Raw genomic sequence first — 21457 nt, 5'->3', positions numbered from 1 at the left:
GTCAGGGCCGGTGCGTCAGGACTGCGCGGGAGCAGCCGGCTCCTCCTCGGGTTCCAGGGTCTCGGGAGCCTGAGTCCACGCCAGCGCTCCGAACATCAGGATCACCCCGGTGACCCCGAACGCCCAGGCATAGCCGAGCTGGTCCACCAGGAATCCGGCCAGAAGCGGACCGACGATCGACCCCAGATCCTGGGTCATCTGGAAGGTCGAGACCACGGATCCGCCGTTGCGGCCCGAGCCGACGATGTCGGCGATGGCCGCCTGCTGAGCCGGGTTCATCAACCCGGTGCCCACCCCGGCGATGACACTGAGCAGCAGCAGCCACAACGGGCTCGGCGCCAGACCGAGCAGTCCTGTGGCCAGTGCCGAGATGACGAGCCCGATGATGATGGGGCGTCGTCGTCCGTAGCGGTCAGAGCGGCGCGAGAACAGCAGCACAGCCGCGACGTTGCCCGCGGCGAAGGTGGCCAGCGCGACTCCGGCCAGCTGGCTGGAGTCCAACACCCATCCGGAGCCGACGAAGGCGCTGGCGGCGAAGAGCGGAACCACGGAGTTGCGCAGCCCGAAGGTCGCCCATCCATTGGCGAACCCGGCGGTCAGCGCAGCGCGGTACCCGCGGTGCTGCCAGGCCTCCGCCAGGGTGGCGTTCTCGCGCTCCTCCTTGCGGCCGCGGTCTTCCAAGCGAGACTGGCGCAGCATGATGAACACGATCGCCGCGGCCACCACCAGCGCCCCTCCGTAGACCAGAAAGGGCACCCGGGGACCGAAGACCAGCAGCCCCGAGCCCACCAGCGGACCGGCGACGCTGCCGATCAGGAACGCCGAGGCATAGGCCCCGGAGACGCGGCCGCGGATCGTGGGCGGGGACTTGCGCGCCAGGAAGGTCATCGCCGAGACGGTGAAGAAGGTCGACCCGATGCCGCCGAGGGCGCGGAACAGCAGCAGCAGCTCGTAGCTGGGGGCATACGCGGTGGCGATCATGGACGCCGCGACGATGAGCAGCCCGATCACATAGACGGGGGTCTCCCCCAGCCACTGGGTGAGCCTGCCTGAGGCCGGCGCGAAGAGCAGCCGGAAGAGTCCGAAGGCCGAGACCACGGCGGACACGGCCATCGCGGAGACCCCGAAGTCTGAGGCGTACTGCGGCAGGATCGGCGCGACGATGCCGAAGCCGATCGCGATCACGAAGGCCGAGGCGATCATCACCTTCAGCTCAGGAGGGATCCCGATCTCCGTGCCACGTGCCATTGAGCCACTCCTGTCATTGCACCACTGCTCGTCCTCGTTGCTCAACGCAACGAACCCTGGACGCATTCCCTGTCCCGCAGAAACAACGCTGTGCCACCATGGGGGCACAGCATCACGAGAGGCGGTTCGATGGAACCCACCGGTGGCAGTCTGGAAACTTTCCTGGACGCAGTCTCCCCGAAGGTCAGGCAGCGTGACGCGCGGAGAATGGTGGAGCTGATGCGATTGATCACCGGCGAGGAGCCGCTGCTCTGGGGCAGCATCGTGGGTTTCGGGCAGTATCACTACCGCTATGAGTCGGGCCGCGAGGGGGATGCCCCCGCCGCCGGATTCGCGCCCCGGCGTGCGGCCACCACGATCTATCTGCCGGAAGGGGTCGACGCCCATGCGGAGCGGCTGGCGCGGCTCGGTGAGCACAGCACCGGGGTGGGCTGCCTCTACGTGCCGCGCCTGGAGCAGGTGGACCTCGGTGTGCTGGAGGAGATCATCGCCGACTCCTATCGGAGGGTCACGGCGTGGTGAGTCACGGCGTGGTGAGCTCTGCCGCGGCGAGCTCCTCGGTCCCCGCCAGCCGCTGAGAGACCACCCGGGTGGAGCCGTCCTGCCGCATCGACACCCCATAGAGCGCGTCGGCGATCTCCATCGTGCGCTTCTGGTGGGTGATGATGATGAGCTGAGAAGACTCGCGGAGCTCCTCGAAGATCACCAGCAGCCGCGAGAGGTTCGTGTCGTCAAGGGCGGCCTCCACCTCGTCCATCACGTAGAACGGGCTCGGCCGCGCCTTGAAGATCGCGACCAGCAGCGCGACGGCGGTCAGCGAGCGTTCGCCTCCGGAGAGCAGCGAGAGCCGACGGATCCGTTTGCCCGGTGGCCTCGCCTGCACCTCGATGCCGGTGTTGAGCATGTCCTCCGGATTGGTCAGCTCCAACCGACCTTCGCCTCCGGGGAAGAGCCGGGCGAAGACCCGTTCGAACTGCACCTTGGTGTCGAGCCAGGCTTCGGTGAAGACCTTCTCCACGGTGGCATCCACATCGGCGATGATGTCGAGCAGATCCTGCCGGGACTTCTTGAGGTCGGTCAGCTGATCCTGCAGGTAGGTGTGACGCTCCTCAAGGGCCGAATGTTCCTCCAGGGCGAGCGGGTTGACCTTGCCCAGCGCCTTGAGGTCCCGCCGGGCCTGGGCAAGCCGCTTCTCCTGCTCCGACCGGTCGAAGGGCACGCCGGGCGCGCGGGGCTCGGTGGGCTCGGCGGGCTCGGTGCTCCCCTCGGTCTCGGGGTCAGGCACCAGCTGGTCCGGTCCATAGTGCTCGATCAGATACTCCGGGGTGAGGCTGAGCTCCTCGAGTCCGCGGGCCTCCGCGGCCTCCAGGCTCAGACGCAGCTCGGTGCGGGTCAGCTCGGCCTGGTGCAGCGCCGCGGTCAGGGCCTCCAGCTCGGCCGCCTCGGTCTTGCGGTCGGCGCGCAGCGCGCGGATCCGCTCGCGGATCGCTGTCCCGGCGGTCTCAGCGGCGGCTCGGGTGCGCTGCGAGCGGTGCAGCACGGTGCTCAGCGCGTGAAAAGCGGCCTCGGCTTCGGTCTGCACGGCCTCGGCCTGGGCAGCACGGGAGCTCCGCGCGCGCGCCACCTTCTGCGCCTCTTCTCTGCGAGCCTCTTCGGCGGTGGCGCTGCGGCGCAGGGCCGCAGCGCGTTCAAGCATCTGCTTATGCTGCTCTTCCGCCGCACGCAGCTCCAGCCGGGCGTCCACCTCTTCGCGACGCTGGGCACTCGCGGCGGCCGAGAGCCGGTCGCGGTCGGCGCTGGAGGGCTCGTCCTCGGTGTCCTCCTTCTGCGCCGCCTGCAGGCGCGCCTGAGCTTCCCCCAGGAGGTGCCGCGCCTCGACGGCGGACTCCTGTGCCGCGCGGATCTCCTGATCGGAGTGTTCGATCCGTTCGGCCGAGCGGGCCAGCTCGGCGTGGAGCCGGCCGAGCTGTTCGGTGGTGGCGTGCATCTCGGCGTCGTTCGCGTGCAGCGCCTGCAGGGTCTCCTCGACCTTGAGCTCCGCCGCATTGACCTCGGACTCATCAGCTTCCGACGCAGCCGTCAGCTCCTCGAGCTCGAGCTCGAGGAGCTGCAGGGCCTCGGTGAGCTCGGTGATCTGCGCGGTGATCGCCACATCAGAGTTCTCCAGCACCGTGCCGCCGATCTGCTCTCCGGCGCGCAGCACGATGCCCTCAGCGGTCACCGCGCAGCGGACCTCCCGACGTTCCAGCAGGTCTGCGGCCTGGCGCTGGTCAGCGCAGAGCACGACGCCGGTCAGCGCGGCGTGGACCGGGACCTCGACGTCCTCGGTGACGCTGACCACCTGCTGGGCCCAGGTCGCCCCGTCCGGGAGTTCACCGGCCAGATGTCCAGAGGCGGGTGATTCAGTGTCGGTTGATTCAAACGCGGATGATTCACGGGCGGCGTGCTGGGAGGCGGTCTGCGGGCGGGTCGGATCGGACTCAGCGTCCACCGGGTGGATCAGATGCGCACGGCCGGCGTCTTCGGCGGCCAGCCAGCTCAACGCCTGCGCCGCGGTCTTCGCGTCCTTGACGGTGAGCGCCGCGTCCAGGCTGCCCAGGCAGGCCGCGATCGCGGTCTCCCATCCCGGGGTGATCCGGAGCCGCTGCGCCAGCGGCGCCTCGATGTCGGTGGCCCGACGGCGGAGCAGCGCCGCCGCCCCATCACGAGGGGTGCGGGCTGCAGAGAGGCCGGAGAGTCGAGCGCGGTGCTCACTGATGGTGGTGCGCAGCCGCTGCTGCTGGGTCCGCTGCTCGACGTGGGCGCTGCGCAGCGCCTCGAGTCGCTGGTGCGCGGCCTCGTAGGCGGCGTCGAGGTCCTCCTCGCCGGTCTCGACGCCGGCGACGCGCTGTTCGAGCTCCGCGAACTCCCCGCGCGCTCGCTGCTGCGCCGTTCGGGCGGCGTCGCCCTGTTCCTGTGCACGGTTCCGGCGCGATTCGGCGGCGTCGATGCGCCCCTGGGCGGTGTCCATGCGACCCCGGAGGGTGGCCAGTCCGGCGCGTCGATCCGCGACGGCGCGGAGCTGCTCGGTCAGCCGCGTCTCCTCGAGCTTGAGTGCCTCCTCGGCGGCGGCGCGTTCCGAAGAGGACCTCTCGAGCCGGTCCCGGGCCGCGGTGACTTCGGCCTCGAGCTCCGCGGCCTGCTCGGCCACGCTCTGGGCCTGGGCGAGGAGCGCCTCCGGGTCGCGGCCGGTCTGCTGGACGACGGCGGAGGCATGCAGGCTACGGGCGCGCTCCTCCGCCAGGGAGGCCACCGAGCGGAGGCGCTCCTGGACCTGCTCGAGCCGGTGGTGGCCTGCCAGGAGCTTCTCCGCGTGGGCGCGCTGGTCTGCCGCCTGCTGCTCCAACTGGGTGATCTCGGCATCCTGGGCTGCCAGCCAGGCGCGCAGCTGCTCGGCCTGCTCCCGCTCTTCAGCCTCACCCCGGCTGGATTCGTTCAGCGCGGTGGCGGCGTGGACCAGGTCATCGGCGATCAGTCGGGAGAGCGAGTCACGCAGATCGTGCTGGATGCGCTGGGCGCGGCGGGCCACCCGGGCCTGGCGGCCCAGCGGGGCCAGCTGCCGAGAGATCTCACTGATCAGATCTTCGAGCCGGGAGAGGTTGGTCTGCATGGATTCGAGCTTGCGCACGCTGCGTTCGCGGCGGCGGCGGTGCTTCAGGACTCCAGCGGCCTCCTCGATGAACCCGCGCCGCTGCTCCGGTGTGGCCTGCAGGATCTGATCCAGCTGCCCCTGCCCCACGATCACGTGCATCTCCCGGCCCAGCCCGGAGTCGGAGAGCAGCTCCTGGATGTCGAGCAGCCGGCATTTGGCACCGTTGATCGTGTAGTCGCTGCCCCCGGCGCGGAACATCGTCCGGGAGATGGTGACCTCCGAATATTCGATCGGCAGCGCGCCGTCGGAGTTGTCGATGGTCAGCGACACCGATGCGCGGCCCAGCGGCTGCCGCTCGGTGGTCCCGGCGAAGATGACATCCTCCATGGTGCCGCCGCGCAGCGACTTGGCGCCCTGTTCACCCATGACCCAGGCCAGGGCGTCGACCACGTTGGACTTGCCCGATCCGTTAGGACCGACCACGGCGGTGACGCCGGGCTCGAACTCGAAGGTGGTGGCCGAGGCGAAGGACTTGAATCCTCGGACCGTGAGGGTCTTCAGATGCACGGAACAGACTCACGCTCCGCCGGGCGCGGCGGAGCTCTCCTGGGGGTGGAAGTCTTCGAGCCGGTCACCGAGACCAAACATCGACGCGATCGCCGCCACGGTGCGCTTGGCCGCGTGGCCATCACCGTAGGGGTTCACCGCATTCGCCATCGCCGCGTAGGCATCGGCGTCGTCGAACAGCGCCGAGACCTCCTCGACCACCCGCTCTTCACCGGTACCGATGAGTCGCACCGTGCCGGCGTCGACGGCCTCGGGGCGTTCGGTGTTCTCCCGCATCACCAGCACCGGCTTGCCCAGCGAGGGTGCCTCTTCCTGCACCCCACCGGAGTCGGTGAGCACCACGGTGGCCAGGTTCATCAGCCGGGTGAACTCGCCGTAGGGCAGCGGCTCGGTGACGATGACGTTCTCGTGTCCGGCCAGCGCGGGAAGGATCGCTTCGCGGACCACCGGGTTGCGGTGCGCCGGGAGCACGATCAGCTTCTCCGGGTAGCGATCGGCCAGGCGGGCCAACGCACGGCCGACGCCTTCCATGGCGGAGCCCTGGTTCTCCCGGCGGTGTGTGGTCACCAGGAGCACCTCCCGGCCGGAGGCTGCGGCGTCTTCGAGCTGCGCGTCAGAGAACGGCACGTGCTTGCTCGCGACCTCGAGCAGCGCATCGATCACGGTGTTGCCGGTGACCACGATGTCCTGCGCCGGCAGCGCTTCACGCAGCAGGTTGTCCCGGGACTGCGAGGTGGGCGCCAGGTGCAGCGCCGTGATCTGACTGGTCATCTTGCGGTTCGCCTCTTCGGGAAACGGCGAGTAGAGGTTGAAGGAGCGCAGCCCGGCCTCGGCGTGGATCACCGGGATGCCGGAGTAGAACGCGGCCATCGCACCGGCGGTCGTCGTCGTGGTGTCACCCTGGACGACGACGGCGTCCGGCTTGTGCTGCGCGAAGATCGCGTCCAGACCGGTGACAGTGCGGGTGAGCACGCCGTTGAGCGTCTGTCGGGGCTGGATGATGTTGAGGTCATGGTCCGGCGCGATGCCGAACAGCTCGTTGACCTGGTCCAGCATCTCGCGGTGCTGTCCGGTCACGGTGACCTCGCACTCGAAGAGGTCGCTGGCCTGCAGCGCCTTGACGATCGGTGCCATCTTGATGGCCTCGGGACGAGTCCCGTAGATGGGCATGATTCGCTTCATGGGATGAGTTCCTCTTTCGCTGGTACCGCCCAGGTGTGACGGATTCTGCGGCTGGTGGCATGCAGCGGCGTCCGCCAGCCCACCACGTTTGGGTCCACCCTATCTGGACCGTCCGTCACGTCGGCGGAAGCTCACCGGTTCCACGGCGGCCTAGAATGGTCCCGGATCGAAGCAGACCTGGACCGATGAGGAGATTCGCAGCGATGGGCAGTGCAGGGGAACCGACCTCGTCGGCGGCGCAGGGCCGCAGCTCTGAACGACGCCGACACGCTGAGAGGTTCCGGGACCCGAGTGACCCGGCGCGCCGACTCATCTCGGAGTTCCACTCGATCGACTGGGGCTCCCCGCAGGAGTACTCGTCCCACAAATCGAACAACACCCTCCTGCTCGATGCGGCCAAGAAGGGCAAGACCGTCATCCGCGAGGTGCAGAGCGGCTATCGCACGTTCACCCGCAATGGACGCGTCATCGGCGGAGTCCATCAGTTCACGACGTCACTGACCAGCGACCTCGCGAAGTCCGCCATGCGTTCACGGCCGCTGGTCAAAGAATTCCTGGAATCAGCCAGCGTCCCGACGCCGTTGGGTCGCGGCTTCGCGGCGGCGGACCTCCCGGGAGCTCGGGACTACATGCAGGCACTGGGCGGCCCGGTCGCCATCAAGCCCGAGGTGGGCAGGCGAGGCGACGGGATCTCCACACAGGTCGCGACCGACCAGGACTTGGCCCGGGCCTGGGACTCCGCCCGGCCGCAGAAGAACACCGCTCTGTGGCGCGCGAAGAACATCCTCGTCGAGGAGTTCGTCCCGGGCATCGACATCCGGGTCTACATCGTGGGAGAACGGGTCGTGGGCGCTGTGGCCCGGCTGCCGCTGTTCATCATCGGCGATGGTCGCAGCGACGTTGCCGCACTGTCCAAGGCGGCGGTGGCTGCCCGCGGTCGCAACGCCTACCTCGCGGAGACCCCACCAGATATCAGCGCGGACGCGCTGGCGGATCTCGACCTGAACCCCTCAGAAGTCCTTGCCGTGGGCGAACTGCGGGACATCAGTGGAACCTCTCACCCCAAAGCGGGTGGCATCACGGTAGACGTCACAGCCAAGCTGGGCGAGCCGATGCGCCAGCTCGCCGTGGACGCCCTATGGGCCATCCCGGGGCTCCCCGCCGGCGGGGTCGACCTTCGGGTCAGCTCTCTCGAGAGTGATGGGACTGCCGTCGTGACCGACGTCAGCGACAGTGCGGACATGTCCATGCACCGGTACCCCGCGTTCGGCGCCTGGCATTCGCCCGCGCCCTTCGTCATCACCCAGATGCTGGCTGACTCGGCCGCGTGAGGGACGCAGGGCGTCCCCGCGAGTCGATGTCCGTGACGCCGATCTTCGACGCTGAGCTCCGGCAGGAGATGCCTCACAGCTTCTGATCTTCAGGCAAGCTTCCCCGGATCCGACGCCGCTCTCGGCTACCCTCGAGTGAAATGTCTCGATCACTCACAGCCCTGGACGCCCGCGCCTCGTTGCCCTCCGGGTCCGTCCCCGCGTCCCTGCCCCGGCGTCGGTATCGGCCGGAGCTCCACGGACTGCGCGGGCTCGCCATCGCCGGAGTGGTGTTGTTTCATCTCCTCGGCGAGGGCCGGGTGTCCGGTGGCATCGACATCTTTCTGGCCATCTCAGGCTTCCTCTTCACCGCCATGCTCCTTCGGGAGGCAGGCACCACCGGTCGCATCGACCTGATCCGCTACCTTGCGCGGCTGGCCCGCCGGATCCTCGCCCCCGCGGCGCTGGTCATCGCGGTCACCACTCTTGCGGGGCTTCTTCTGCTGCCACTCACCCAGCACGCGCAGCTGCTCACAGAGGCTCGAGCATCGTTGCTGTACTTCGAGAACTTTGAGCTCATCCGCTCGCAGCTCGCCTACGAAGCTGCGGGAGCCGAGACTAGCCCGTTCCAACATTTCTGGTCCCTCTCCGTGCAGGGGCAGTTCTACCTCATCTGGCCCGCGGTGGCGCTTCTCGCCGTCTGGCTGGCACGGCGCACCCGGTTCTCCCCCGCCGTCACCATGGCCACGCTCATCGGTGTGCTCATGGTGGCCTCGTTCACCGCAGCCCTCGTGGTCCAGCAACAGGACCAGGCGGAGGCCTATCTGCAGACCCAGACGCGCATCTGGGAGCTTGGATTCGGCGGCCTCCTGGCGCTCCTCGGAACCAGGCTCGTGCTGCCGGCTCGCCTGCGCACGCTCGCTGGATGGCTCGGACTTGCGCTCGTGATCAGCTGTGGCCTCGTCCTGGACGGGGCCGCGCTCTTCCCAGGTCCGTGGGCGCTGTGGCCCTTGGCGGGCATGGCGCTGATCCTCGCCTCGGCAGCGCCTGACGATCCAGACCAGGACCAGGCGCGAGGGGGCACGGCCGCGGCCCTGCTGGCACGAACTCCGTTCACCAGGCTCGGCGATATTGCCTACGGCCTTTTCCTCTGGCACTGGCCGCTGCTGATCTTCACCTTGGAATTCCGGGACGCCACTGCACTCGCCCCCGAAGACGCTGCGCTCGTGCTCGCCGCCTCGCTCCTGCTGGGCTGGCTGACCTTCCGCTTCATCGAACAGCCGCTCGCCCGTGCGCCGCGCTCCACGGAGGGACGAGGTCGCACGGCCGGAATCGTGACGCTGGCCCTGGCCGCCGCAACGATGGTGATCGGCGGCGTCGCGACCACGACCTACGTGCAGATGACGACCGCTCCCCAGGAGGACGGGATGGCCATGGCAGGCGTGGATCGCACGCTCTATCCGGGTGCTGACATCATCCATGCCGACGACTCGGCCCGTGACGTCGAGTTCTATCCCGAGCTCAGCGGCATCTCCCGCCGGGTGCCCGAGTATGCGCGGACCGACTGTCACCAACCCACAGGGGATCAGCCCGGGTCCGGCGAGGTCCTGGTCTGCGAGGACGCCGCAGAACCGGAGGATCCCTCCAAGACGATCATGCTCGCAGGCGGGTCCCATGCAGGACATTGGCACAACGCGTGGATCATCCTGGCCGAGAAGCACAACTGGGAGGTGCTGGTGTCGACGAAGGGCGGCTGCGTCTTCCGGGCGAATGACCCCGCGGAGCCAACGACCTGCGACGAGTGGAACGACGATTTCCCCGAGATGCTCGCCGAACGTGAACCTGACCTGGTGGTCACACCCGGCACGGCGATTCCTCAGGAACACGGGGATGAGGAGATCCACGACGGCGCGCCGGAACGTTGGGAGGAGATCACGGATGCCGGAAGTGACCTGCTTCTCCTGCGCGGCACTCCCCGCACGGAGGAGAACATCCCGAACTGCTTGGCGGAGGGCGGAGATGAGCTCACCTGCGCCCCAGACTTCGGCAAGTATGCCCACACCGATCCGCTGAGCGAGATCGACCTGCCGGAGAACACCTACAGCCTCGATCTCACCGAGCACTTCTGTCCCGAACAGCAGTGCTCGGCGATCATCGGCAATGTCTTGGTCTACCGAGACAGCCACCATCTGACGAACGAATACGTGGAGACCATGGTTCCCCACCTCGAGCGGGCGCTTCAAGAATCGGTCCCGGAACTCTTCGCAACCCATGCCAGCTGACCAGGTGGGGTTCACCGACGCTGATAGACTCGCAGGCGCTCAGCCGGTCCCGTCCAGGGACTCCAGACAGTCGGCGAAGCAAGGAGAACTGGCAATGCGAGCGAGACGGCAGACCTGCCAGATCGACGCATCAGGAAGGAAATGACCATGGCCGCACCTGCTCCAGAGCGTGCCGATGAGGACCAGGAGTTCGACGAGGTTCGCAGAGTCGCCCAGCTTGATGGCAACAGCCTCATCCGCGTGGGAGCACGTCCCGGTCTCTTTCGCTACATACGAGAGATCTGGGCCTTCCGCCACTTCTTGTACTACGACTCGCACTCACGAGTCTCCTCCGCCAACAGCTACGACTCCCTGGGCCGCGTGTGGATGATCTTAAACCCGATCCTCTTCGGGACGGCGTACTTCTTCGTCTTCGGGCTGCTGCTCAACACCGGTCGCGGCGTCGACAACTTCATCGGCTACCTGATCATCGGCGTCTTCACCTTCCGATTCTTCACCGCCGCGGTCTCGGGCGGCGCCAATGCCATCGCGGGGAACCAGAAGGTCGTTCAGGCCTTCAACTTCCCCCGCGCCTGCTTGGTCATCTCCACCACGGTTCGGGAACTCTTCTCGAGCATTCCGATGTTCTTCGTCATGGGTCTCCTGGTGCTGACCATCGGAGACATGCAGCTCGGTGACGCCGCCGACGTCCCCATCACTCTGACCTGGCACTGGCTGCTCTTCTTCCCGTGCATCGCCTTGGCTCTGATGGTGATGCTCGGGTGGTCGCTGGCGCTGGCACGAGCTGTGAACGCGCACAACGACGTCAAACACCTGATCAGCTTCAGCACACGAATCCTGTTCTATACCTCCGCCGTGTTCTTCTCCGCGGATCGATACTCCGACCTCGGAGTGGACTGGCTCGACACCGTCATGAGTCTCAACCCGCTGTTCTGTGTGCTCGACATCATCCGTCACGCCTGGCTCTACGACGGCTATGCCGACCCGGCCCGCTGGATCGTGCTGGGCTCCTGGGCGGCGGGTTCCATGCTCATAGGATTCCTGATCTTCTGGCATGGTGAAGAGAGCTACGGGAAGGAACGATGAGCACCTCGACCCCGAATGTCTCACGCCGGCAACGTGCCTCAGAGTCGGATCTGATCGCTGAAGATCTGGCGATCCAGTTCGACGATTCTGAGCAGGGCAGCGACCCCGATGGGGAAGACCACCCTTTCACCCAACAGGTGCCCGTGGTCCAGAAGGTGGATCCCGAGAATCTCTGCATGGTCGTCGACGACGCCTCCATGACCTACCGGGTGCGCTCCTCCACGGGCAACAAAGAATCCGGCGGTCGCATTGCTCGTGGTCTCAAGAAGATCACCGGTTCAGGCTGGGCAGAGGTCCATGCCCTCTCGAACCTCAGCTTCATCGTCAACCGAGGCGAATCCGTCGGGGTGATCGGGACCAACGGCTCGGGCAAGTCCACACTCATGAAGCTGCTCACCGGGAAGGTGCGCCCGACCAGCGGCGAGGTCTACGCCACCTCCACCCCCGTGATGCTGGGGGTCAATGCCGCCCTGGTGAAGGAGATCTCCGGCCGGGAGAACATCCGGCTGGGCTGCCTCGCGATGGGACTCACCCCGGAGCAGACCGCGGCGAAATACGATCAGATCGTGGAGATCTCCGGGCTCACAGATGCCCTGGAGATGCCGCTGAAGACCTACTCCTCTGGCATGTCCTCGCGGCTGCAGTTCGCGATCGCCACGTCCGTGGACCCAGACATCCTGCTGATCGATGAGGCCCTGAACACAGGTGACGCGCAGTTCCGGGCGCGCACCAAGGAACGCCTGGATGAGGTTCGGGCCAACGCCGGAGCAGTCTTCCTGGTCTCTCACTCCCTGGGGACGATCAAGCAGATGTGTACCCGGGTGATCTGGATCGAACAGGGTGAGATGCTCGCCGACGGCGATCCGCAGTGGGTCTGTTCCCAATATGAGGAATACACCTCGCATAAGTCCAACGGCCGGAAACGTGCGGCCAAGGTGGTCTACGAACGCACCCGGCTCCACCTGGATCCGATCAAGGTCGACTTCGCCAGCGGGTCCCGCCCCAAGAAGTAGGACGCCAGCCTCAGATGGCGGACAGCAACGGCGACCCCAGGAAGAACATCCCGGGGTCGCCGTCATTCGCGCTTCAGCTGAACCAGATGCCGATCTCACGCTCGGCGGACTCCACCGAGTCGGAGCCGTGGACCAGGTTCTTCTGCACCTTCTCGCCCCAGTCCCGGCCGAGGTCGCCGCGGATGGTGCCGGGCGCCGCCGTCGTCGGCTCGGTGGTGCCTGCCAGGGAGCGGAAGCCTTCGATGACTCGCTCACCCTCCAGCACTGCTGCCACGACGGGGCCGGAGAGCATGAAGTCCACCAGAGGCTGGTAGAACGGCTTGCCCTCGTGCTCGGCATAGTGCTGGGCCAGCTGCTCGGTGGTCGCGCTGAACTGCTGCAGCGCGGCGATGCGGTAGCCCTTGGCCTCCACACGGCGCAGGATCTCGCCGGTCAGTCCTCGTTCAACACCGTCGGGCTTGACCAGGATCAGGGTGCGTTCAGTCATTCTTGTTCTCCTCACTAGTGGGGTTCTCTGCCAGGGCCTCTTCGGCCCGGAATCTGTCGAGCTTCTCGTCGTCGAGCTGTTCGCCCTTGTTCAACGCGTACCACCAGCAGGCCATGAAGGCCACACCGGGGATCGCCGCCAACGGCACGATCAGGCCTTCGCTGGTCACCAGGGCCACGCCGATGAAGCCGAAGAGCATCACAAACTGCAGGACCCAGCCGACGATGTAGCCTCCGGGGCGCTGCAGGATCGCGCAGGTCAGGACCAGCACGACCGCCAGGGCGATGGAGCCGCCGAACAGCCACCAGGCGTAGGACTCGTTCTGGTTCAGCCCCCAGGCCATCAGGCTGAAGAAGAACATCAGCACCCCCTCCAGGCAGAGCACGGTGGAGGCGAACAGCGTCTTCACCGATCGTGGCGGCTTGACCTGTCCGGGGCGCCATTCGCGCTGAGCGCGGGTCTGTCTCGGCATCCTCTGCTCCTGCCTCGGGCCGCGTGCGGGCTGCGGCTCTGATTCCTGAGGTGGTTCCGGTTCGTGGTCCGGCTCGCGGGTGGGACTCATGACCCGTCAGGGGCGCCCAGCAGCGTCCGGGCCTCCCCCACCAGGGTGATCGAGCCGGTGATCAGCACCCCGCCGATCAGGCCGGGGTCGGCCTCGTCGGCGCGCCCGACCGCCCAGTCGATGGCGTCGTCCAGACGTTCGGTGACGTAGATGTCCTGCTCGGCGTAGCCGACGTCGAGCGCGAGGCTTCCGAGCTGCCCCGCGGGGATGGCTCGCGGCGAGGTGGACTGGGTGAAGCAGATGTCATCGACCAGCCCCTCATACTCCGTGAACAGCGCGGTGAGCATCTCGCGGGCGTCCTTGTCCTGCAGGATCCCCACGACCAGCACCAGCCGGGAGAGCCCGAAGCTCTCCTTGAGCGCCTGCGCGCTGGCGGTGATGCCGGCGGGGTTGTGCGCGGCGTCGACGATGATGCTCGGCCCGGTGCGCAGGGTCTCCAGCCGGCCGGGGGCGCTGATGTTCTCGGCGGCCAGGCGCAGATTCTCGATGTTCAGCTCCTGCTCTCCCCCGCCGATGAACGCCTCGAGGGCGGCCACCGCCACCGCGAAGTTCTGCGCCTGGTGGGCTCCGTGCAGGGGCAGCAGGATCTCCGGGTATCGACCGGCCAGTCCGGAGACGGTGAGCTGCTGGCCCCCGACCCCGGGGACCCGGGACTCGACGCCGAACTCCACGCCCTCGAAGCGGTACGGCACGTTCTTGTCCCGCGCCTCGGCGAGCAGCACGTCGGCCGCCGCCGGGACCTGAGCCGCGGAGATCAGGAAGCCGTCGGCCTTGATGATGCCGGCCTTCTCCAGTGCGATGTCGCGTTCGTCGTCGCCGAGCAGGTCGGTGTGGTCCAGGCTGATCGGGGTGATCACGCTGACCACACCGTCAGCCACATTGGTGGCGTCGGTGATGCCGCCGAGTCCGACCTCGAGCACCATGACATCCACCGGGGCGTCGGCGAACACCGCGAACGCCAGGATCGTCACGCACTCGAAGTAGGTCAGGGGCACCTCGTCGCGGTCGGCGAGCTTCTCGTCGACCAGGCTGATGAAGGGGCGCACCTCGTCCCATATCCGCACGAAGGTGGCGTCGTCCACCGGCTGCCCGTCGAGGCAGATGCGTTCGGTCACCGAGGACAGGTGCGGGGAGGTGTAGCGCCCCACGCGCAGATCGTGGGCCAGCAGTCCGGCCTCGATCATCCGCGCCGTGGAGGTCTTGCCGTTGGTGCCGGTGATGTGGATGACCGGCGCGGTCCGGTTCGGCTCCCCCAGCAGGTCCATGGCCTCGACCATGGGCTGCATCCGCGGTTCCATCTTGTTCTCCGGCGCGCGGGAGAGCAGCTCTGCGTAGACGCTGGCCACTGAGAACTGATCGAGTTCCTCGCTCATGCTCGAGCTCCTTCGACGACGGACACATGGATGCTCGGTTCGGTGGCAGTCTCGCAGGGAACCGGATGCAGATCCACCGTAAGGGTCTCCTCGCAGACGAGCCGCCGATGGGCCTCCAGCGCCGCGACGACGCTCGGGGATGCGGTGACCGTGGTCTCGATCCGGTCTGAGACCTGGAGGTCGGCGTCCTTGCGTGCCTGCTGGATGCTGCGGATCAGGTCCCGAGCGGTGCCCTCCATGATGAGCTCATCGCTGAGCTCGGTGTCGAGCACCAGGAATCCCCCTGTGGTGTCCAGGACCGTGACGGCCTTCTCGCCGAGCTGTTCCGAGACCGTGGTGTTCAGCGAGTACTCGCCCTCGAAGAGCTCCAGCCCTCCGGCGGTCACCACACCGTCCGCGACCGACCAGTCACCGGACTTCGCACCCTTGATCGCCTGCTGGACCTGCTTGCCCAGACGGGGGCCGACGGCGCGGGCATTGACCACCAGCTGCTGTCCGATGCCGAAGTCCTCGGCGTCGGTCACGGCGGCGTCGAGGAGCTGGACCTCTTTGAGGTTCAGCTCATCGGCGATGATCTGCTGGTAGGTGCCCTCCAGCGCCAGAGCCTGGGGCACGATCACGCTGAGCTTGGCCAACGGCTGACGCACGCGGAGGTTCGCCTGCTTGCGCAGCGAGGAACCGGCGGAGCTCACCACGCGGGTGAGCTCCATCAGCTCCACGGCGCGCTCATCGCTCAGGTAGTCCTCGGGGTCTGGCCAATCGGCCAGGTGCACCGAGCGTCCCCCCGTCAGGCCCCGCCAGATCTCCTCGCTGATCAGCGGCAGCAGCGGGGCCGAGACCCGGGCGAATGTCTCCAGCACCGTGTAGAGCACGTCGTAGGCGGCGAAGTCCTCCGCGTAGAAGCGCGCCCGGGAGCGGCGGATGTACCAGTTCGTCAGCGTGTCGGAGAACCGGCGCAGCGACTCACAGGCGGCGGAGACGTCGTAGGCGTCCAGCGAGGAGGTGACCTCACGGACCAGATCCCCGGTGGCGGCGAGGATGTAGCGGTCGAGCGGGCTGGCGACGTCGTCGGCTCCCACCGACTTCGCCTGGTAGCCGGCGCCCTGGTTGGCGGTGTTGGCGTAGAGGCCGAAGAAGTGCCAGGCGTTCCACATCGGCAGCAGCACCTGGCGGACGCTCTCGCGGATGCCCTCCTCGGTGACCACGAGGTTGCCGCCGCGCAGGATCGGCGAGGACATCAGGAACCAGCGCATCGCGTCGGAGCCGTCCCGGTCCAGGACCTCGGAGACGTCGGGATAGTTCTGCAGCGACTTGGACATCTTCTGCCCGTCGGAGCCCAGCACGATGCCGTGGCTGATCACGTTGGTGAAGGCGGGGCGGTCGAAGAGCGCGGTGGCCAGCACGTGCATGGTGTAGAACCAGCCGCGGGTCTGCCCGATGTATTCCACGATGAAGTCCGCCGGGTGATGATCGGCGAACCACTGGGCGTTCTCGAAGGGGTAGTGGACCTGGGCGAACTGCATCGACCCGGAGTCGAACCAGACGTCCAGGACGTCCTCTACCCGGCGCATCGTGGAGGCGCCCGTGGGGTCGTCCGGGTTCGGGCGGGTCAGCTCATCGATCCAGGGCCGGTGCAGGTCAGGCTCCCCCTGCGCGTTGCGCGGGTAGTCGCCGAAGGCCTCTTTGAGCTCCTCCAGCGAGCCGTAGACCTCGGTGCGCGGGTGTTCCGGGTCGTCCGAGACCCAGACCGGCAACGGGCTGCCCCAGTAGCGGTTGCGGGAGATCGACCAGTCGCGGGCGTTCTCGAGCCATTTGCCGAACTGGCCGTGCTTGACGTTGCCCGGGATCCAGTTGATCTGCTCGTTGAGCTCGAGCATCCGCTCCTTGACCTGGGTGACCGCCACATACCAGGAGGTCACCGCCTTGTAGATCAGCGGCGTGCGGCAGCGCCAGCAATGCGGGTAGGAGTGCACATAGGAGGCCTCGCGGATCAGGCGACCGGAAGTCTTGAGCTCGTTGATGATAGTGCGGTTGGCCTCGAAGACCTGGACTCCGGCGATCGCGGCCAGCGGGGTCGCGCCAGACGGAGTGGGCTGGGCGAACATCGGCAGGAAGCGGGCGCCCTCGTCCACCGAGAGGATCACCGGGATCCCGGCCTCCTCAGAGGAGCGCTGATCCTCTTCACCGTAGGCCGAGGCCTGGTGGACCAGGCCGGTGCCGTCGGTGGTGGTCACGTAGTCCTCCACCAGCACCCGGAAGGCATGTTCGGTGCCCCAGGTCTCGGTGTCGGTGTAGTAGTCCCACAGCGGCGCATACTCGAGGCCGGCCAGCTCGGTGCCCTGGTAGCGGGCGACGACGGCGGCGGCCGCGGCCTCGGCGGCGGTGCGGGGGGCGTCGGTGTCGCCCTCGCTGGTGGTTTCGGTATCGGCGTCGGTGAAGCCCAGGTCCTTGGCGTAGGCGCCGAGCAGCTCCGCGGCGATCAGGTGACGGCCGGGCAGCTCCGAGTCGGCTGGGGCCTGGACGACCACGTAGTCCACCTCCGGTCCCACGGCCACGGAGAAGTTGGTGGGCAGCGTCCAGGGGGTGGTGGTCCAGGCGAGCAGGTTGACCCCGGCGAGGGCATCGCCGTGCTTGCCGCCTCCGGTGATCGGGAAGGCCACGGTGACCGAGGGGTCCTGGCGGTCCTTATAGACGTCGTCGTCCATGCGCAGCTCGTGGTTGGACAGCGGGGTCTCGTCCTTCCAGCAATACGGCAGCACGCGGAAGCCCTGATAGGTCAGGCCCTTCTCGTGCAGCTGCTTGAAGGCCCAGATGACCGATTCCATGTAGTCCACGTTGAGCGTCTTGTAGTCGTTCTCGAAGTCCACCCAGCGCGCCTGGCGGTGCACGTAGGACTCCCACTCGCCGGTGTATCGCAGCACCGAGGCACGGCAGGCGTCGTTGAACTTGTCCACGCCGAAGGCCTCGATCTCGGCCTTGTCCGCCATGCCGAGTTCCTTCATCGCGGTGAGCTCGGCGGGCAGCCCGTGGGTGTCCCAGCCGAAGCGGCGCTCCACCCGGGAGCCGCGCTGGGTCTGGTAGCGGGCCACGAGGTCCTTGACGTAGCCGGTGAGCAGGTGCCCGTAGTGAGGCAGGCCGTTGGCGAAGGGCGGGCCGTCGTAGAAGACGAACTCATTGGCCTCACCGGACGCGTCTTCGGTGGGCCGGTTGTCGATGGAGGCCTGGAAGGTGCCGTCCTTCTCCCACTGCGCGAGCACGCGCTCCTCGATCTTCGGGAAGCGCGGGGAGGCGGGGATCCGGCGCGCACCGGAGTCGGCGGCTGATGCGCGGGGATACACGGGAGAGTTGTTCTCGGTCATGGAGGTCCGTCCTGCTGTGATGCTGAGCGATGGTCTGACGCACTCACAAGGACGCCTGCCGGGCGCGGTACCACCTTGCTTGCCCTCCGCCTGCCGTCCCCGCCCCGTGATCGAGGTGGGGGCGCCGTCGTCGGGCCTCTCCATGACTGCTGTGACGGGCTTACCCGTCCGGCTCTACTGGGGCTCCGCAGCGGTGCTGCCACGGGGCCGGTTCTTCCGGAAGCTCACCGGTGATGGCCGGGTCGAAGCTGCTGTGGATGAGTCTACTGGGTCTGCGGGTGCGGGGCCATACGGGGTCAGAGACAAGGAGCTATTCCTCGGGATCGCGCCGGTCGGGGGAAAAAGGCAGTGTGTTACGGTCTACTGCTTGTGGCCTGGTTCACCCGCTTGATGAGTGAGGGTGGACCCGGCGGGCACCAGGGGAACACCATCGCGCGCCAGTTGTACGAGCTCCGCCGAGGCTGAGGAACAGCCCGCGTCATGAGCCGGGTGCGCGACGTGAGTAAGCGCAACACCACCATGCGGCGTCTCGCAGACGCCTTGCAGGACTGCGCCCGAAAACACCCCGGACGACGACGCCCGCACATGAGCACGCACATGAGCACGCAGCCAGACGACAGATACTCAACGAGGGGAACATACGACGTGAACGAATCAAGCGCAGTCCAGTTCGGCGCCATCACGGTGGTGCTGCTGCTGGTGGTCTTCTACGGGGGGACCTATCTGATCTCGCATCGGATCAGGAAGAAGAAGGAGAACGCTGATCAGTACATGACCGCCGGCAACAAGATCGGCTTCGGGATCTCCGCGGCGTCCATGACCGCGACCTGGATCTGGGCGTCCTCGATGTACGCCTCCGCGGAGGCCGGGTACACCTACGGCATCTCCGGACCCATCCACTACGGGCTCTGGGGGGCACTGATGATCCTGTTCATCTACCCCTTCGGCAAGCGCATCCGGGCGGTGGCACCGAAGGCGCACAGCATCGCCGAGGTGATGTACGCACGACACGGCCGCTCCAGCCAGCTGATGCTCGCGGGGTCCAATGTGGTGGGCAGTCTGATCTCCCTGATGTCGAACTTCATCGCCGGCGGGGTGCTGATTGCGATGCTCTCGCCGTTCACCTTCATCCAGGGCGTGCTCACGGTGGCGGCCGGGGTGCTGCTCTACACGCTGTGGTCGGGCTTCCGCGCCTCGGTACTCACCGACTTCATCCAGGTCATGGCGATGTTCGGGGCGGTGGCGGTGATCATCCCGTTCATCTTCCTCGCCGCAGACTTTCCGTCGGCCTTCGAGACCGGCGCGCAGAACCTCTCCCCCGAGCAGCAGAGCTTCTTCTCCAGTGAGGCGTTCCTGAATCAGGGCGCGCCCTACATCGCGGCGGTGCTCGCCTACGCGATCGGCAACCAGACCATCGCCCAGCGGCTCTTCGCCGTGCGCCAGGACCTGATCAAGCCGACCTTCATCACCGCGACCATCGGCTACGGCGCCATGGTCATCGGGGTGGGCATGTTCGGCGTGATGGCCCTCTACCTGGGCTTCGAGCCCACCGACGGTGACGTCAACAACATCATCCCCGAGATGGCCGCGAGCTACCTGCCCGCAGCGCTGCTGGCGGTCTTCTTCGTGATGATCATCGGCGCGCTCTCCTCCACCGCCGACTCCGATCTGGCGGCGATGTCCTCGATCATGATGGCCGACGTCTACGGCCAGAACGTGGCCGGCAAGGGCGGCGCCAACCCGAAGACCATGTTGCTGGTGGGCCGGGTGACCATGCTGCTCGCGACAGCAGCCGCGGTGAGCTTCGCCAGCCTGGAGCTGAGCATCCTGGACCTGCTGGTCTTCGTCGGCGCGCTGTGGGGCGCACTGGTCTTCCCGGTGCTGGCCAGCTTCTACTGGAAGAAGGTCACCAACAAGGCATTCACCGTCTCGGTGCTCGCGGCCCTGGCCTGCTTCGTGCCGGTGCGCTTCGAGTGGATCCCGCTCTCAGGTGTGGTCGGGGTCTTCGTGGACCTCCTCTCGGTCATCGGCATCGCGGTGATCCTGGGCCTGATGTGCTTCGGCTTCTTCGGGATCAAGGTGGCCAAGGTGGTGGCCGTGGTCGCCGCCGTCGTCTCGGCTCCGTTCGTCGTCGGCTTCCTGCACGACTACGCCACGCTCAGCGCCTCGCTGGTCGCCTACGCGGTCAGCACCATCGTCTGCTGGTCGATGTCGGTACGCGGCAACGCCGAGTTCGACTTCACGCTGATCGCGAAGCGCACCGGCAACTTCGACGACGACGACGCAGTCCGGCCCGCAGGTGCGGCCAACACCCTCGGGCCAGACGGACCAGCACGCCATGAACCGACAACTGTGGGAGACACCCGATGAGCACCATTGCACTGACCCTGTACACCTTGATGTGGCCGTTGATCGTGCTGGCGGTGATGGTCGTGATCGGCTACGCCTTCTTCGCCGACTGGAAGAAGGCCCGCGAATCAGGGCAGGACATCATCTGAACCCACCGGCGGGGCCGCCCCGGCAGCACTGTGCTGCAGGGGCGGCCCCGCTATAGGGTGATGTGGGATATCGAGAGGAGACTGGGTTGAACATCGATGTCTGGCCGGAGACGGCCCCGACGCAGATTCTGCTCTTGACCCTCGCGTTCCTGATGTCTGCGGCCATCGGGATCGAGCGTGATCTCCGGCAGAAGTCCGCCGGGGCGCGCACCCATATCCTGGTCGGCATGGGCTCGGCCTTGTTCACCCTGGTCTCCGCCTACGGCTTCTCTCACCTGATCGGTGGGGACGTGGTCTTGGACCCGTCGCGGATCGCCGCGCAGATCGTCAGCGGGATCGGCTTCATCGGTGCCGGGGTGATCTTCGTGCGGCAGAATGCGGTGTCCGGACTGACGACGGCTGCGTCGATCTGGGTTACGGCCGCCGTCGGCATGGCCTGCGGGGCCGGGATGCCGGTGATAGCCGGCCTGACCGTGATCTTCTACCTGCTCTCGGTCACATTGGTGACGAACCTGGTGCGCCGACTCCCCCGCCATGACCGGTCCGAGCGCTACATCGTGCGCTACGCGGATGGTCACGGAATCCTGCGCGAGATCCTCGGGGCCGCCTCGCAATGGGGGTACGAGACCCGTCTGGTGCGCACCCGCCGACTCGAGGTCGGGGACGGTTTCGCGGTGGACGCCACGATGACCTTCACCCGCACCCAGCGCGTGGGACGCGAACATCTCTTCGAGGCACTCCAGGAGCTCGACGGCGTTCTGGAGATCCGCACCGTCACCGAAGAGAACGACTGACCCGGCCGCTCCCCCGGGTCAAACGGGTCAAAAAATCGTAGAGCTAGAGCCCTACGATCGGCTGC

General features: G+C 67.1%; 15 protein-coding genes. 8 read left to right on the top strand and 7 right to left on the bottom strand.

Annotated features, from left to right (window positions below):
- Positions 1-15: 15 nt before the first annotated feature.
- Positions 16-1248 carry an MFS transporter gene (locus ACHAA4_RS00440; protein ID WP_435772239.1) on the bottom strand — a complete coding sequence of 411 codons (1233 nt, stop codon included), beginning with the start codon at positions 1246-1248 and terminating at the stop codon, positions 16-18.
- Positions 1249-1377: 129 nt separating this feature from the next.
- On the opposite strand from ACHAA4_RS00440, the gene ACHAA4_RS00435 reads away from it, so the two are divergent.
- A complete protein-coding gene (locus tag ACHAA4_RS00435) occupies positions 1378-1770 on the top strand; it encodes a DUF1801 domain-containing protein (RefSeq protein WP_435772238.1) in 393 nt (130 codons plus the stop codon).
- 1 nt (position 1771) lies between these two features.
- Here ACHAA4_RS00435 and smc read toward each other — a convergent pair whose 3' ends face one another.
- The gene (gene smc, locus ACHAA4_RS00430) at positions 1772-5446 is read right to left on the bottom strand and encodes a chromosome segregation protein SMC (RefSeq protein ID WP_435772237.1); all 3675 of its coding nucleotides are present in this window, start codon (positions 5444-5446) and stop codon (positions 1772-1774) included.
- 9 nt (positions 5447-5455) lie between these two features.
- Positions 5456-6628: a non-hydrolyzing UDP-N-acetylglucosamine 2-epimerase gene (gene wecB / locus ACHAA4_RS00425; protein ID WP_435772236.1), complete on the bottom strand. Its 1173-nt coding sequence runs from the start codon at positions 6626-6628 to the stop codon at positions 5456-5458.
- Between the two features lie 203 nt (positions 6629-6831).
- On the opposite strand from wecB, the gene ACHAA4_RS00420 reads away from it, so the two are divergent.
- From ACHAA4_RS00420 to ACHAA4_RS00405, 4 genes are all read left to right on the top strand, one after another.
- Entirely contained in the window at positions 6832-7959 is a 1128-nt protein-coding gene (locus tag ACHAA4_RS00420; protein ID WP_435772235.1) for a hypothetical protein, read from the top strand.
- 140 nt (positions 7960-8099) lie between these two features.
- Complete coding sequence (locus tag ACHAA4_RS00415) at positions 8100-10220, top strand: acyltransferase family protein (protein WP_435772234.1); 2121 nt, start codon at positions 8100-8102, stop codon at positions 10218-10220.
- A gap of 147 nt (positions 10221-10367) precedes the next feature.
- Entirely contained in the window at positions 10368-11306 is a 939-nt protein-coding gene (locus ACHAA4_RS00410; protein WP_435772233.1) for an ABC transporter permease, read from the top strand.
- Positions 11303-12319, top strand: coding sequence for an ABC transporter ATP-binding protein (locus tag ACHAA4_RS00405; protein WP_435772232.1), 1017 nt, complete (start codon positions 11303-11305; stop codon positions 12317-12319). The genes ACHAA4_RS00410 and ACHAA4_RS00405 overlap by 4 nt, the downstream gene beginning before the upstream one ends.
- 73 nt (positions 12320-12392) lie before the next feature.
- Here ACHAA4_RS00405 and ndk read toward each other — a convergent pair whose 3' ends face one another.
- The 4 genes from ndk to ileS form a co-directional block, all read right to left on the bottom strand.
- Positions 12393-12806: a nucleoside-diphosphate kinase gene (ndk, locus tag ACHAA4_RS00400; protein ID WP_435772231.1), complete on the bottom strand. Its 414-nt coding sequence runs from the start codon at positions 12804-12806 to the stop codon at positions 12393-12395.
- Positions 12799-13278 (bottom strand): DUF4233 domain-containing protein, encoded by a 480-nt coding sequence (locus ACHAA4_RS00395; RefSeq protein ID WP_435772230.1) that lies wholly within the window; start codon positions 13276-13278, stop codon positions 12799-12801. The genes ndk and ACHAA4_RS00395 overlap by 8 nt, the downstream gene beginning before the upstream one ends.
- 86 nt (positions 13279-13364) lie before the next feature.
- Entirely contained in the window at positions 13365-14741 is a 1377-nt protein-coding gene (locus ACHAA4_RS00390) for a bifunctional folylpolyglutamate synthase/dihydrofolate synthase (RefSeq protein WP_435772229.1), read from the bottom strand.
- Positions 14738-18100 (bottom strand): isoleucine--tRNA ligase, encoded by a 3363-nt coding sequence (ileS, locus tag ACHAA4_RS00385; protein ID WP_435772228.1) that lies wholly within the window; start codon positions 18098-18100, stop codon positions 14738-14740. The genes ACHAA4_RS00390 and ileS overlap by 4 nt, the downstream gene beginning before the upstream one ends.
- 645 nt (positions 18101-18745) lie before the next feature.
- Here ileS and ACHAA4_RS00380 point away from each other — a divergent pair.
- From ACHAA4_RS00380 to ACHAA4_RS00370, 3 genes are all read left to right on the top strand, one after another.
- Complete coding sequence (locus ACHAA4_RS00380; RefSeq protein WP_435772227.1) at positions 18746-20470, top strand: sodium:solute symporter family protein; 1725 nt, start codon at positions 18746-18748, stop codon at positions 20468-20470.
- Complete coding sequence (locus ACHAA4_RS00375) at positions 20467-20598, top strand: putative transporter small subunit (protein WP_435772226.1); 132 nt, start codon at positions 20467-20469, stop codon at positions 20596-20598. Before ACHAA4_RS00380 ends, ACHAA4_RS00375 begins: the two co-directional genes overlap by 4 nt.
- A gap of 86 nt (positions 20599-20684) precedes the next feature.
- Positions 20685-21392, top strand: a complete 708-nt coding sequence (locus tag ACHAA4_RS00370) for an MgtC/SapB family protein (protein WP_435772225.1) — start codon at positions 20685-20687, stop codon at positions 21390-21392.
- Positions 21393-21457: the final 65 nt, after the last annotated feature.

The sequence above is a fragment of the Nesterenkonia maliinae genome (assembly GCF_051262655.1).
In the GTDB taxonomy this organism is placed as follows: Bacteria; Actinomycetota; Actinomycetes; order Actinomycetales; family Micrococcaceae; genus Nesterenkonia.
Note: the sequence above shows the minus strand (reverse complement) of the source record. Positions and strands in the feature narration are given on the sequence as shown.